14 protein-coding genes are annotated in these 13,579 nt (G+C 73.3%); 6 read left to right on the forward strand and 8 right to left on the reverse strand.

Translation table 11 applies throughout. The features are described 5' to 3' along the window. Positions 1-19 precede the first annotated feature (19 nt). From ABT299_RS35775 to ABT299_RS35790, 4 genes are all read right to left on the reverse strand, one after another. Positions 20-754 (reverse strand): alanyl-tRNA editing protein, encoded by a 735-nt coding sequence (locus ABT299_RS35775; RefSeq protein WP_190863892.1) that lies wholly within the window; start codon positions 752-754, stop codon positions 20-22. A gap of 41 nt (positions 755-795) precedes the next feature. After that, the gene (locus ABT299_RS35780) at positions 796-1,161 is read right to left on the reverse strand and encodes a DUF2516 family protein (protein WP_194737415.1); all 366 of its coding nucleotides are present in this window, start codon (positions 1,159-1,161) and stop codon (positions 796-798) included. 259 nt (positions 1,162-1,420) lie between these two features. Further along, the gene (locus ABT299_RS35785) at positions 1,421-1,891 is read right to left on the reverse strand and encodes a hypothetical protein (RefSeq protein ID WP_190863890.1); all 471 of its coding nucleotides are present in this window, start codon (positions 1,889-1,891) and stop codon (positions 1,421-1,423) included. Continuing rightward, the gene (locus ABT299_RS35790; RefSeq protein ID WP_151540435.1) at positions 1,888-2,295 is read right to left on the reverse strand and encodes a helix-turn-helix domain-containing protein; all 408 of its coding nucleotides are present in this window, start codon (positions 2,293-2,295) and stop codon (positions 1,888-1,890) included. The genes ABT299_RS35785 and ABT299_RS35790 overlap by 4 nt, the downstream gene beginning before the upstream one ends. A 966-nt stretch (positions 2,296-3,261) precedes the next feature. Between ABT299_RS35790 and ABT299_RS35795 the strand changes: the two genes are divergently transcribed. Both ABT299_RS35795 and ABT299_RS35800 read left to right on the forward strand, forming a co-directional pair. Beyond that, positions 3,262-4,899, forward strand: coding sequence for a helix-turn-helix domain-containing protein (locus ABT299_RS35795; RefSeq protein ID WP_500253433.1), 1,638 nt, complete (start codon positions 3,262-3,264; stop codon positions 4,897-4,899). A gap of 181 nt (positions 4,900-5,080) precedes the next feature. Continuing rightward, positions 5,081-5,320, forward strand: a complete 240-nt coding sequence (locus ABT299_RS35800) for a DUF397 domain-containing protein (RefSeq protein ID WP_500253434.1) — start codon at positions 5,081-5,083, stop codon at positions 5,318-5,320. Between the two features lie 77 nt (positions 5,321-5,397). Here the strand turns inward: ABT299_RS35800 and ABT299_RS35805 are convergent, their stop codons facing one another. Both ABT299_RS35805 and ABT299_RS35810 read right to left on the reverse strand, forming a co-directional pair. Then, positions 5,398-5,694 (reverse strand): YiaA/YiaB family inner membrane protein, encoded by a 297-nt coding sequence (locus ABT299_RS35805; RefSeq protein WP_190863882.1) that lies wholly within the window; start codon positions 5,692-5,694, stop codon positions 5,398-5,400. A gap of 106 nt (positions 5,695-5,800) precedes the next feature. Beyond that, a complete protein-coding gene (locus ABT299_RS35810) occupies positions 5,801-6,760 on the reverse strand; it encodes a neutral zinc metallopeptidase (protein WP_387022021.1) in 960 nt (319 codons plus the stop codon). A gap of 42 nt (positions 6,761-6,802) precedes the next feature. Here ABT299_RS35810 and ABT299_RS35815 point away from each other — a divergent pair, with 42 nt between their 5' ends. Continuing rightward, on the forward strand, positions 6,803-8,572 hold the full coding sequence (locus tag ABT299_RS35815) for a DUF2207 domain-containing protein (protein WP_500253435.1): 1,770 nt from the start codon (positions 6,803-6,805) through the stop codon (positions 8,570-8,572). A 204-nt stretch (positions 8,573-8,776) separates the two neighbouring features. On the opposite strand, the gene ABT299_RS35820 is transcribed toward ABT299_RS35815, so the two are convergent. Beyond that, positions 8,777-9,190: a hypothetical protein gene (locus ABT299_RS35820; RefSeq protein ID WP_387022027.1), complete on the reverse strand. Its 414-nt coding sequence runs from the start codon at positions 9,188-9,190 to the stop codon at positions 8,777-8,779. A gap of 212 nt (positions 9,191-9,402) precedes the next feature. Here ABT299_RS35820 and ABT299_RS35825 point away from each other — a divergent pair, with 212 nt between their 5' ends. From ABT299_RS35825 to ABT299_RS35835, 3 genes are read left to right on the forward strand one after another with little or no spacing between them, the layout of a single operon-like run. Next, positions 9,403-10,113: a FadR/GntR family transcriptional regulator gene (locus tag ABT299_RS35825; RefSeq protein ID WP_500253436.1), complete on the forward strand. Its 711-nt coding sequence runs from the start codon at positions 9,403-9,405 to the stop codon at positions 10,111-10,113. Further along, positions 10,110-11,339: an MFS transporter gene (locus ABT299_RS35830; protein ID WP_190863871.1), complete on the forward strand. Its 1,230-nt coding sequence runs from the start codon at positions 10,110-10,112 to the stop codon at positions 11,337-11,339. Before ABT299_RS35825 ends, ABT299_RS35830 begins: the two co-directional genes overlap by 4 nt. 41 nt (positions 11,340-11,380) lie before the next feature. Next, entirely contained in the window at positions 11,381-11,800 is a 420-nt protein-coding gene (locus tag ABT299_RS35835; protein WP_433142236.1) for a hypothetical protein, read from the forward strand. 769 nt (positions 11,801-12,569) lie between these two features. Here ABT299_RS35835 and ABT299_RS35840 read toward each other — a convergent pair. Beyond that, positions 12,570-13,547: an asparaginase gene (locus ABT299_RS35840; protein ID WP_433142239.1), complete on the reverse strand. Its 978-nt coding sequence runs from the start codon at positions 13,545-13,547 to the stop codon at positions 12,570-12,572. Between the last annotated feature and the right edge of the window lie 32 nt (positions 13,548-13,579).

Below are 13,579 nucleotides of genomic sequence, written 5' to 3' on the forward strand. Positions count from 1 at the left end.
CTCCCGGTGCCCGGCCCCGTCAGTCCTCGATCCTGATGCGCAGGCGGCGGAAGCCGCGCCCCTTGTTCTCCACCTTCGCCACCGTGATCCGGCCGATCTGCCGCGTCGAGCCGACGTGCGTGCCGCCGTCCGCCTGCGTGTCGAGCCCGACGATGTCGACGATCCGGACGTCCTGGACTTCCGGCGGGACCAGGTTCGTCGCCGTCCGGATGATGTCGGGGATCTCGAACGCCTCGTCGCGCGGCAGCGTCCGGACGTCGATGCGCCGGTCCGCCTCGATCTCCTTGTTGCAGGCGTCCTCGACGGTCTGCTTGAACCCCGGCGGCACCTCGCGCAGATCGAAGTCCATCCGCGCGGTCAGCGGCTCCATGTTGCCGCCCGTCACGAGGCAGCCGTAGTCGCGGAACACCACCCCGCACAGCAGGTGCAGCCCCGAATGGGTGCGCATGAGCGCGGTGCGGCGCGCGTCCTCGACCGCGCCGCGCACCACCGTGCCGACCGGCGGGACCGGGTCGTCCTCCACCGGGATCAGCACCAGGTCGTCGCCCTTGCGGACGCCCGCGATCCGCGTCTGCACGCCCTGCCACAGCAGGACGCCGTGGTCCGGCGGCTGCCCGCCGCCGCCCGGATAGAACGCCGAGCGGTCCAGGACGATCCCGTCCGGACCCGCGTCCAGGACGACGGCCTCCCACTCGCGCAGCGCCTGGTCGTCCAGTTCCAGCCGGGTCGTCCGCCCCAGGGTCTCCGTGCTCATGCGATCACCCTAGAACCCCCGCCGCAGCGCGCGCGGCCGGTTCACCAGGGGCCGTACGGGCCCATGTTCGTGCTGCCGCGCCCGCCGCCGCGCTTCTTGAACGGGGCGACGGCCGGCCGGACGTCGGCCAGGTAGACGGCCCCCGCGATGAACGCGGCGACCGGCAGGATGTTCAGCAGCAGAGCGATCGGGTGCACGCCGAGCGCGTAGGGCACGGCCGCGTACGCGCCGCCGACCACCGCCGCGACGATCAGGATGATCATCCACAGCTTCTTGCTCTGCTTGCTCGCCGCCGCGTACGCGCCCTGCGGCACGGTCAGCGCGTCGATCAGCGCCCAGGCCTCCATCACGAACGCGATGATCAGCAGCAGCCAGAAGAAGTAGTCCAGCACACTGAAGTCCGCCATCGGTGATCAGCACTCCCGCTCGTCTCGGACGGCGACCCTCGCGTCGCGCACCTTGCGTCCCAACCCTATGCGGCCCGTCCAGCCCCGGCCCGGAACCGCGGTCGACGGGGCCGGATCCCGTCCACCGGCCCCTGATCCGCGAGCCCGCGACCGGGCCCGGCGGGCCTCCTCGGCCGGGTCCCGTTCACAGTGAAAGACGTCAGGGCCCGCCCGGGTGTTCCCGGACGGGCCCTGAAACCGCTGCTCAGGCGGGTGCGCCTCAGGCGCCGCTCTTCTTGGCGGAGCGGGCCTGCGGGGCCTTCTTCGGCTGCGCGGTGCGCGCCTTCGGCGCGGGCTCGGCGTCCGCCTCGGCGATCGCGGCGACCTCGGCGGCCTCGCGGTGCACGACGCGCTTGCCGCGCTCGGTCAGCTCGTCGATGAACTCGACGGTGCGGGTGCCGACGTGGGTCACGTACGCGACCGCGGCGCCCGGCAGGTCCTTGGCGTCGACGCGCTCCTGCACGCGGCCGACCTCGTCGCGGTAGCGGTCCACGGTCTTGCGGACCTCACCGCGGTAGCGCTCGACGGTCTCGCGGACCTCGCCCTGGTACTTGGACGCGGCCTCGCGGGCCCTGCCCTGGTACCGCGTCACCTGCTCGGGGACCTCGCGGAGCTTCTCCACCGCGAAGTCGCCGGCGCCGGCCACGGCGTAGACGGCCTTGTTCTCACGGAGACTGCTGGCCAGCGTCATCCGACCTCTTCCTTTCCATCCTGCTCTGGGGTGTCGTGCCCGGCTTCTCCGAACACGCCTGCGGCTTCGTTCTCCTTGCGGAACGACTCGTAGATGTCGAGCAGCACCTGCTTCTGGCGCTCCGTGAGGAGGAGGTCGGCCCGGACGGCGGCCTGCACGTCGGTGTCGGCCTCGCGCTCCTCCAGGATTCCGGCCTGCACGTACAGCGCCTCGGCGGAGATCCGCAGCCCCTTGGCGATCTGCTGCAGGATCTCGGCGCTCGGCTTGCGCAGCCCGCGCTCGATCTGGCTCAGGTACGGGTTGGAGATGCCCGAGACGTCCGCGAGCTGGCGCAGCGAGATCTTCGCCCGCGTCCGCTGCTCCCGGATGTACTCCCCGATCGAGCCGACCTTCGAACTTGCCATGTCTCCACCCTGCGTCATCGTGCTTGCTATTGCAAGCACATCAGCTAGCACTCGGCCGTGAGTCCCCTCACAGTCACGCACACCGGCGACGAGGCCGCGCACGCGGGGTGCAGGCACGCGCGGACGGCCGCGCGGAGGGAGATGGGCCGCGCCCGGGGACGGCCGCGCGAAGGGGACTGGCCGCGCCAGGGGCCGGCCGCGCGAAAACCCGGCAAATCGTCCACCCGCACCGATCGGCGCTCGCCCGGAAACGCCCCCCGGAAATGGCGCTCGCCGCACACCGGGACCACCACAGGACATCGCGCCCGGACGGACCGACACGAGGGCACAGCGCTTCTGCACCAGTGATCGGAACCTCGAGGGCGACAACGGATTCCCGGCGCCAATCGCCGTTCCGGGGTGAAAAAGGGATGCGCCGATTGGAGAATCCGGCGCGGCGCGCCCCGGAACGGCTTTCCGCCGGAGGAACCGGAGGAAAGCGCGGACCCGCGTTGTCCGCAACCCCCGGCACGGCCACCGGCCCCGGAGTTCGCACCATGACCTGTGTGAACGGGAGGAGTACACGGTTGTCCCGCGTTCGCCGGGAACCGGGGTTGTCCACTCGTTCACCCCCTGACAAGCAGACTGACCGAGGCTGTCGCGGACAATAGGTCCTTGACACCCGCCTCGGGCCTCGCTGATAGTCATCGAGTTGACCATTGACGGCGTGCGGCGGCCGGCCGGCCACCGGGATCCGCCCGTCGAAAAGGCACGGTCGAGAGTCGTCCCGGTGCCGCGGACGCCCGTTATGGGAATGGCGGGAAACGCGCGCCGCCCGTCGACGCCATCGCCGACCGAGTCGAATTCCATTCAGTGACGCGAAAGGGGAAGAACGACGTGCGCACCTTACCGCCGGCGCGGCGGAGCGCGCCGCCGGGGGCGGCAGGGCCGCTCTCGGCGGCGGTGCGCTCCTAGCCGGGCGCGGCGATGCCGCGACCCGAGACTCCCCTCGATCCCTCGGCCGGCCCGGTCCCCGCGTTCGCGCAGGGCCTGCGGCACCTGCGGGCCGAGGCCGGGAGCCCGAGCTACCGCGCCCTGGAATCGGTCTCCCACTGCGGACGCACGACCCTGGCCAAGGCCGCGTCCGGGCGGTGGTTCCCGAGCTGGGAGGTCACCCGCGCCTACGTCGAGGCCTGCGAGGGCGACGTCGAGGCGTGGCGCCGGAAGTGGCGGGCGACGGCCGACCTGCTGGAGGCGGAGGGCCGCGCGTCCGGTGATCCCGTCCCCGCGCGGGAACTGACCAGGACCGCCGTCGGCCGCCGGTCGCCCGGCCCGCCACCGCAGGCCGACGATCCGCTCCAGGCCGCGACACCGGACGAGCTGGTGGGCATGCTCCGGCGGCTGTGCAGGCGGAACCGGATCGAGCCGCACCAGCTTCCGCGCCTGTCCGCCAAGGCCAAGGGCACCGACGCGTACGCGGGTCTGTCGGGAGCGCAGATGTCCGGCCTGTTCTACGGGCACCGCGCGCCGCGGGCTCACGAGATCCTGCGGATCGTCGAGCTCTGCCGCGTCGACACCGGCCAGATGCGCCTCTGGGCGATCGCCTGCGCACGCCTGCTGGACGCTCCGGCGGCCCGGCCGGAGGAGGCGGGGAGCGGTCATCCGCACGGGGACGGCCGCACGAGGGACCTCGCACAGCGACCGGCGGGCGCCGCCTACCCGGAGCGCGTCCTGCTCGGGATGATGCTGCACCGGCTCCGCGAGGCGCGCGGCGTGCCCGCGCGGGAGGCCGGCGGCGCGATCGGCGCGTCCCCCGCCAAGATCAGCCGCATGGAGCTCGGCCAGGTGAGCCTCCGGGAGCCGGACGTCGCCGCGCTCCTGACCCTCTACGGCGTGGAGGACGGCGCGCTGACCGCCTCGCTGCTCGAACTGGCCCGAGGCGCCCCGTCCCCCGGCTCGGGGAACCGGCGGGAGGACGGCCCCACCGCCTGGCTGCGCGCCTACTCGGGGCTGGAGGAATCCGCCTCGCTGATCCGGACCTGCGGGATCCGCTTCATCCCGAGCCTCCTGCAGACCGAGGCGTACGCCCGTACCGTCACCGCCCGGAACGGCCCGCACCTCGCGGCGCACGACGCCGATGAGCTCGTCCGCCTGCGGACGGCGCGGCAGCGGCGATTCACCGCGGACGGCGAGCGCCGGCTGTGGGCGATCGTGGACGAGAGGGCGCTCCGGCGGCCGGTGGGACCCCGGCCCGTATGGCAGGAGCAGATCGCGCACCTGATCAGCATGAGCACGTGGCCGAACGTGACCCTGCAGATCCTGCCGTCGGAATCGCGGCCCCGCCGGGCGTCCCGGGGGCAGATCACCATGCTCCGCTTCAGCGACGGCGCCCTGCCGGACGTCATGTGCCGCGAGGGGCTGACCGGAATCGACTACCTGACGGAACCGGCGGACTTCATTTCGCACATGGACGCGCTGAACACGCTGGGCATTCTCGCGCATTGGCCGGAGAGGAGCCTGGAGATCCTCACCGAGATCCTCCGCGATCCCACCCCCGAGGCCCCCGGCTGGTTCACCGGCCGGCCGACGCTGCCGCCGCCCGGCGGCGACCGGAAACGGCGGTGAGGGTGGCCGTTCCGCGCATTCCGCGAGCACCGCCGCAGGACCGGACCGCGAACGCGACGAGCCCCCGCGACCCGGCGGGTCGTGGGGGCCTGCCGCGGGCGGCGTCCTGATTGCGGCAGGACGCCGCCCACCGTGGCGAGCAGCCCCACTGAAGAAACCCACAACAGGAAGGTCCACTCGTATGGGCAGCGTAGTACGCGCAATTCCCGGAGGGATTTCGGACACGCTCGAATGGCGTAAGAGCCGCTTCTCGCGGGACGGCAACGAATGCGTCGAGGTGTGCCGTCCGGCCGGCGGGCTGGTCGCGTTCCGCGACAGCAAGGCCCCCGGCGCCGGCGTCCTCGTCATCAGCAGCGACGAGGGCCGTGCGCTGATGGCGCGGATCCGGGACGGGGCGTTCGGCCGGTCCGCGCGCCGCTGACCGGGGACGTCCATGCGTCCGGCCTCCGCGCGCCGCGCGGAGGCCGGAACCGGCCATGCGGCCCGGCGGGCGCCGGGTCACGCGGACGGGGTGGCGAAGGGGTCGTGCTCGGCGAGCAGCTTGTCGAGCCGCGCCTGGTCGACGCGGCTGGTGACCGCCTGGCTCTCCTGGCGGTCCCGGACGCACTTGGCCAGGGTGAACGTCGAGGTGATCACGTACAGCAGGCCGACCGCCAGGAACGCCCGGACCCACGCGCTCACCGGCAGGTAGACCACGCCGGCGGCGACGGCGACACTGGAGACCACGAACGAGATCGCGGCCTGGACGAAGAACGCGGTGCTGCCCGCCTGCGCGGGCGGTGTGGAGTTCGTCATGGCCCGAGTCTGCGGCGGCGCGGCGCGGCGGGCATGAGTACCGAGGCTCAATTACCCATGAGTAGCCCGCGCCCGGCCCACACGGGCCGGCGGGCGGGGCCGGAGGTCAGCTGACGTCGGAGGGCGGGACCGTCCAGGTGTTGCAGACCGACAGGTCGCGGCCCCTGAAGCCGGCGATCACCCAGCCCGCGTAGTGCCGTCCGGACCCGTGGTCGCGCTGGTCGGGCGGCAGCCGCTCGTCGCCGCGCCCCCGCACGTCGATGATCATCGCGGTGTACTGGGCCTGCGTCATCGGCAGCGTCGCCCGCTCCGAGCTGAGGAACGTCCCGGCGAAGCACTGCGCCTGCAGCTCGATGCGGCGGCTCGCCTCCGTCCGGGTCGCGGTGTCGCCCTTCTCCATCTCGGCGTCGCCGTACAGCAGGATGCCCGCCCGGTCCTGGACGTGGTGGCCGTACTCGTGCGCGATGACCCGCGCGAACACCGCGTAGTGCGACAGCGGCTCGCCGCCGGACGTCTCCACCACGTTCGTCAGACCCACGTACATCGTGTTGTTCGCCGGGCAGTAGAACGCGGACGCGCCCGGCGCCGGGTAGCTGCCGCACGGGCTCGACCCCGGCGTCTGCCAGAAGACCCGGTTCGGGGTGTCGAACCGTATCCCGGCCTTCTTGAACTGCTTGCTCCACGACGCGTCCAGGCAGTCGCTCAGGACGTTCATGAACCGGCGCATGGACGCCGGGCCCGGCACGAGCCGGGGCAGGACGCACCGCACCGGCGTCAGCGCACCCGTCGCGTACAGCTTGTTGTCGGTCGCCGTGCTGCGCGACGCCGTCCGCGGCGCGGCGGAACGGACGTGGGTGCCGATGCCGCCCTCGCCGCCGAACAGCGAGAAGCCGAGGATGCCGAGGACGACGAACGCCGTCAGCCCGCCGAAGATCCCCGCGATCGTCCCGCCGGCGCTGCGGCGCGGCGGCCTGCGCGCCGGGACGTACCGGTACTGCGGCGGCGGGCCGTAGGCAGGCGGACCGTACGGAGGCGCCGGCCGAGGCGGGGGGTAGTGACCTGCCATAGCGAAGAATCATCGCACGCATAGCCGATACCATTTGCGGCCATGTCTGCTCTTGCGGCGTTGTGTCGTTTGCGACCGGTGGTGCTCGCGCTGGCGGCCGGTTCCCTCCTCCCCCTGGCGACCGGCGTATCCGCGGCGGCGGCGGCGGACGTGCGTTCCGCGGCCGCGCCCGGGCGGGCCGCCGGGGCCGAGCGGGTGCTGAAGGACGACGTGGCCCTGGCCCCCGGCAAAGGCGGCGTGATCCGGGTCAAGGAGACGATCGTCTACCAGTTCGCGGGGCGTTCCCGGCTGCAGCGGACGTTCCCGACGCGCAGCCACGAGAGCATCACCCAGGACCGCGTCTACGAGATCGGCTCCCTGCGCGCCACCAGCCCGGACGGCGGCCCGACCCGCGTCTCCACGTCCGCCGGCGACACCGACACCACGGTCAAGGTGACCGGAGGCGGCAAGCTGACCGGCGCGCACACTGTCGTCCTCGAATACGACCTGCGCGGCGCCATCGACCAGCTCGGCTCCGCCGAGGAGCTGCGCTGGCCCGCCGCGGGCGGCTGGAAGGTCCCCGTCGACGCGGCCACCGCGACCGTCGACGCCACCGCGATGATCCGCAGCGTCAACTGCTTCGCCGGACCGCTGAAGAGCACCATCGGCTGCACGCAGTACTACACCAACCACGCCCACACGCAGGGCGTCTACAGCCAGCGCGAGATGCTGCCCGGCGAGTACCTCACCGTCGTCGCCGGGCTCCCGCCCGGCACCACCGGCGGCCGCGCGATCTACGAGCGGCGGCACACCGTCGCGACCGCGTTCTCCGTCAACGCGGTCACCGGCGGCGTCCTGCTCGGCCTGCTGGTGCTGCTCGGCGGCGGCGTCGCCGCGCTGTACCTGCTGCGCGGGCGCGACGCCCGCGTCGTCGGCAAGCACGCCTCCGTGGGCGACCAGGCGCCGGTCGTCGGCGCCGAGTTCGAGCCGCCGAACGGGGTGCGGCCCGGCCAGATCGGCACCCTGATCGACGAGCAGGCCGACGTCATCGACGTGACCGCGACGATCGTGGACCTCGCCGTCCGCGGCTACCTGCTCATCGAGGAGGAGGACCGGGCCCGCACCGGCCGCCTCGACTGGACGCTGCGCCGCCTCGGCCGGCCCCCCGTCGACCTGCTCCCCTACGAGCGGATCCTGCTGGACGCGCTGATGACCGGCCGGGACGGCGCGCCCCGCGACGCGGTGAAGCTGTCCGAGCTCGGCGGCACGTTCGCCACGAAGCTCGCGCAGGTGCGCGCCGCGATGTACGACGACGTGGTGAAGCAGGGCTGGTTCGCGCGGCGGCCCGACACCGTCCGGTCCCGGTGGACCGTGTTCGGCATCGCGCTGACCGTCCTCGGCATCGCCGCGACCGTCGCGCTCGCCCTCACCACCGAGTGGGCGCTCGCCGGCCTCGCGCTGATCATCGCGGGCGCCGCCCTCGCCTACGGCGGCCAGTACATGCCCGCCAAGACCGCGCGCGGCTCCACCGTCCTCGCGCACACGATCGGCTTCCGCGCGTTCCTGGAGCGCGGCGCGATCCCGGACGGCGAGGCCGTCGCGTCCCAGCAGCGCATCGCGCTGTTCTCCCGCTTCCTGCCGTACGCGGTCGTCTTCGACGTCGTCGGCAAGTGGGCCGAGACGGTCAAGGACGCCGGCGAGCGCGCCGAGGGCGCCGACAACCTCTACTGGTACGAGGGCCCCGCCGAGTGGGACCTGTCCAACTTCGCCGAGTCGATGCGCACCTTCACCCTCGCGACGTCCGGCTCGATCTCCCAGTCCCGCGGCCTCTGACCTGGCGGAACCGTCCCCGGCCCGTCTCGGCCGGGGACGGATCGGGCACGGACGAACCCGCGAGGGCGGATCGGACCCGCGACGGGCGCCGGGATGGGTCCCGGCGGCCGCCGCGGGGTCGGACGGCGCCTGCCGATTCGGGGGGTGGGTGGGTGGCCGTTCCGGCAGGCGCCGCGTCGGGGGGAGATGCGGTCCGGGCTCGCATCACCTGACCTGGCGGATGTCGCCCGCGTGCCTCTTGTGGATCCAGCGGAGCGGACCGAACTTGCGCCGCGTCGCGGCGGCGCGGGCTTTCGCGGCGCGTTCCCGTTCGGCGGCGTCGCGTGCGGCGGCCTCCCGGCGCGCGGCCTCCTCGCGCTCGGCCTCCAGCCGCGCCAGCTCCCGCTCGGCCGGGGTGAGCGCCGGGTCGCGGCGGTTGCGCTGCGACGGGCTGCCGCGCAGGACGCCGCCGGTCACCTCGCCGCGGTGCGGCATCTGCGCGTCCCGGCCCGTCGACCGCCGGGGATCCTTGGACGCGAAGATCGTGAGGAAGAGCCAGCCCGCGATCGCCAGGAAGATCACCACGGGGGCGATCGTGTACAGGTAGATGTCCCCGATGTGAACGGAACTGCCGAGCATGTGGCGACACCTCCTCGCCACGGGTGGGTACCCGGTGTCCGCGTTTCAACCATCCGACCGCGCACGCCCCGCACCACGAACGCCCCCGCACCACGAACGCCCACGCACCACGAGCGGGCGCGGCACCAGGCGAGCTTCTTTGAGACCGTCCCCCACCTCTCGAAGGCGCAAGGGCATTTCGTAAGATGTCTGACATCTTACAGAGGGAGGTCATGGTGGCGCTGAGTCCCGTCCCGAGCGGGTCGACCGTCGACGCCGTGCTCGACCAGCTCCAGCGGCAGGTCAGCGGCGGCTCCTGGCCGGTGGGCGAGCGCATCCCCGGCGAGCTGGACCTCGCCGCGCAGCTCGGCGTGAGTCGGCCCGCCGTCCGCGAGGCGATCCGCGCGCTGTCGCACTGCGGCGTGCTGGAGGTGCGGCGCGGCGACGGCACCTACGTGCGCAGCAGCGCGGACCCGCGCCCGCTGCTCGGCGGGGTCGCGCACGCGTCGGTCCGGGACGTCTTCGAGGTGCAGCTCGCCTACGACGTCCAGGCGGCGCGGCTGGCCGCGCGGCGGCGCACCCCCGCCGACCTGGAGCGGCTCGAGGAATTGCTGCGCGCCCGCGACGAGGCCACCGGCGCGGACGAGCACGGCGCCGCCGAGTTCGGCGCCGCGGACGCCCGCTTCCACCTCGGCGTCGCCGAGGCCAGCGGCAACCCGGTGCTCATCGAGGCGATGCGGTTCTTCATCGTCCGGCTCGGCGAGGCGATGCGCGCCGTCCGGCTCGACCACGAGATCCCGGAGGCCGGCCCGGCCAGGCACCGGGCCGTGCTCGACGCGATCGCCGCGTCCGACCCGGACGCGGCCGCGCGGGCCGCCGCCGAGGTCGTCGAACCGACCCTCGCCGTGCTGGACGCCCTCCTCGGCCGCGAGGAGGACCGGTGACGGCGCGGCGGACCGGACTGCTCGGATCGGTGCTGCTGATCGTCCTGGTCGCGGTCAACCTACGCCCGGCGATCTCCGCGGTCGGGCCGGTGCTGACCGAGATCCAGGACGCCTTCCACCTGTCCGGGACGGCGGCGGGCGCGCTCACCACGCTGCCGCTGGTGTTCTTCGGCTCCTACGGCCTGGTCGCCCCCTTCCTGCGGCGGCCCCCGCGCAGCGAGACGCTGCTGGTCATCGCGATGGGCCTGCTGATCGCCGGGCTGCTGCTGCGGCTCGTGGACGCCCCCTTCCCGCTGTTCGCCGGGTCGCTGGTCGCGGGCATCGCGATCAGCGTCGGCAACATCGCGATGCCCGCCATCATCAAGCGCGACCACCCGGACTCGATCACCACCGTCACCGCGGTGTACACGCTCGCCGTCAGCGGCGGCGCGTCGATCTCGTCCGGGCTGGCCGTGCCGGTCGAGGACGCGTTCGGCTCCTCGTGGCGGCTGCCGCTCGGGCTGCTGGCGGTGCCCGCCGCGATCGCGGGCCTGATCTGGCTGCCGAAGGCGGTGCGGGCCTCCCGCGCCGCGCGGTCGGCGCCGTCCGCGCCCCCCTCCCGCGCCTCCGCGGCGCTGGTGTGGCGCACGGGTCTGGCCTGGCAGGTCACGGTCTTCATGGGCCTCCAGTCGCTGCTGGCGTACGTGGTGCTCGGCTGGCTGCCGACGATCTGCCAGGACCGCGGGATGACCGACACCGCCGCCGGCTACGTCCTGGCCCTGACCGCGGCGATCCAGGCGGTCGGCTCGCTGGGCGTGCCGCTGCTGGAGCGCCGGATGCGCGACCAGCGCCCGCTGGTGACGCTGACGTGCTCGCTGTGCGTGGTCGGCTTCGCCGGGATCGCCTGGGCGCCGATCGCCACGGTGTGGCTGTGGGCGATCGTCCTCGGCATCGGCCAGGGCCTCGGGTTCGCCACCGCGCTGTCGTTCATCGGCCTGCGCGCGCATGACGCCGGGGTCGCCGCGCAGCTGTCCGGCATGGCACAGGGCGTCGGCTACGTGATCGCGGCCCTCGGTCCCCTCGTCATCGGCGCGCTGCACGACGCCACCGGCGGCTGGACCGTTCCGATGATCGCCGTGCTGGCGGTCTGCGGGGCGCTCGCCGTCCCCGGCCTGCCCGCCGGACGCAACCGGACGCTCGGCTCGACGGTACCGATACCAGCACCTGAGGTTAATGCGGCGAATTAGCGGACACACCCCTAGGCGTCGCAACGGCCGACCATCGGGAGGTGGACGGGATGCTCGCCATGGTCTACGCCAACACCGATCCCATCGGACCGATCTTCTGGGCCTGGATCATTCCCCTGATCGGCACGGTGGCGCTGTTGGCCTGGCTCTACGTCACGATCAGCGCGTCGTCCCGGAAGGTCCATCCGGAGCGCCGCAACGACCAGACGAACCATCGCGGCATGGAGCAGGGCGGGCTGTACTACTACCGTCCCGGCATGTTCTCGCACAGCTACCCGCCGACCTCCGAGCAGGAGGAGGAGTTCCTGTACGAGAACCCGCAGCCGGGCCGCGAGCCCCGTGTCCAGACCGGACCGGGCCTGGCCAACAAGACGCTCAAGGAGCGCGCCAAGATCGTCAAGGATCGGCAGGCCCTGAAGAACGAGGTCGACTCCCTGAAGCGCCCCAAGCGCAACACCTGACCACACCCCCAGCCCCATCCAGGCCCCGGCCCACCCGCCGGGGCCTCCCCCTTTCCACCCCCCTTTCGCCCCCTATCCACCCTCGCCCACCCCAGCCCCCAGTCGCCACCCCCGCCAACTCCCAGCCCCCCACGCCCGCAACTCCCAGCTCCCCACACCGGCAGCCTCCCGGGCCTACGGGCTCCCTGCCCCCGCACCAGCAGCCTCCCCGCTCCACATCGACAGGCTCCCCGCCCCTGCACCAGCAGGCTCCCGATCCCCACACCAACAGGCTCCCCACCACCACACCGGCAAGCGCCCGACCGCACACCGCCAGCCTCGCCGCGCTACACCGACAGGCTCCCCGCCCCTGCACCAGCAGGCTCCCGGTCCCCACACCAACAGGCTCCGAGCACACCCACACAAGCTCCCCACCACCACACCGGCAGGCTCCCACCCCCGGCACGGACGGGCTCTCGGCCCTCGCATCGGCAGGCCCCCGGCCCCATACCAGCAGGCTCCGAGCACACCCAGGCAAACTCCCAGCCCACGCGCTGACGGGCTCCCAGCCCATGCATCGGCTGGTTCTCGACCCCGCGCCGGCAGGCTGCTGGCACACCCACGCAGGGGGACACGGCCCGCGTTCCTCGCACGCCGTACGGCCACGCTGGGCAGTGCCACGGGTCGGCGTGGCTGGGGTCACCTGAGCGGTGGGCTCGGGGTTACGTCGGCGGTGAGGCCGGGGTTACGTGAGTGGTGGAGCCGGGGGTGCGTGAGCGGTGGAGCCGGGTTACGTGGGTGGTTGAGTGAAGACTTCGGGGGCTGGGCGGATGGCTCCTACCTGCGCTTCGCCGCCGTGGAGGGGGACGGTCGCCAGGTCGTCCAGGGCGCTCGGAGCGTCCTGGTCGATGCCCAGGGCGCGGACCAGGGCGACGGTCACCGGTGTGCGGGCCCGCATGGCGCCGTCGTCGATCTTGACGGCTCCGGCGCGGCCGTCGGTGAAGGCGAACGCGTCCACGCCCTCGGCGCCGCACTTGACGAGCAGGCCCGGGACGGCGTCCATGAGCAGGCGCTCCTCGCGGCGCGTCCCGGACGTCCACTGCGGGTGCGCGCGCATCGCGTCGGCGACGCGGCGCTCGGGGGTGCCGGGGCCGGCGAGGACCAGGGCACGGAACGCGCGGGCGACGCCCGCCACGGACACGGCGAACAGCGGTGCACCGCAGCCGTCCACGCCGACGGCACCGACGGGCTCCTCCGCGAGTTCCTCGACGACGGCGCGGACCGCGAGCTGGAGCGGGTGGCCGTGGTCGAGGTAGCCCTCGGTGGGCCATCCGGCGGCGACGCAGGTCGCGAGCATGGCGGCGTGCTTGCCGGAGCAGTTCATCCGCATCCGGGACGGGCCGCCGCCCGTCCGCGCGACCTCCTGCTGGGTCTCGGGGTCCAGCGGCCACTGCTCGGGGCAGCGCAGGTCGGCGGTACCGAGGCCGGCTCCGGCGAGGATCTTCTCCACGCCCTCGACGTGGAAGTCCTCGCCGGAGTGGCTGCCGGCGGCGAGGGCGAGCAGCTCGCCGTCGAGGTCGAGCCCGGACCGGAGCATCGCGACGGCCTGCATCGGCTTGTTCGCCGAGCGCGGGAAGATCGGCTCCTCCGGCGCGCCCGCGCGCACCGCCGGTTCGCCGCCGGTGTCGAGGCCGATCGCGGCGCCGCGGTGCCGCGACTCCACGAACCCGGACCGCTCGACCTCCACGAGTACGGGATTGATCTGCACTGCGCCCCCTGTCGTCGGTGAACGCGGGCCGC

Origin of the sequence: Spirillospora sp. NPDC000708 (assembly GCF_040299565.1) — a bacterium.
In the GTDB taxonomy this organism is placed as follows: domain Bacteria; phylum Actinomycetota; class Actinomycetes; order Streptosporangiales; family Streptosporangiaceae; genus Spirillospora.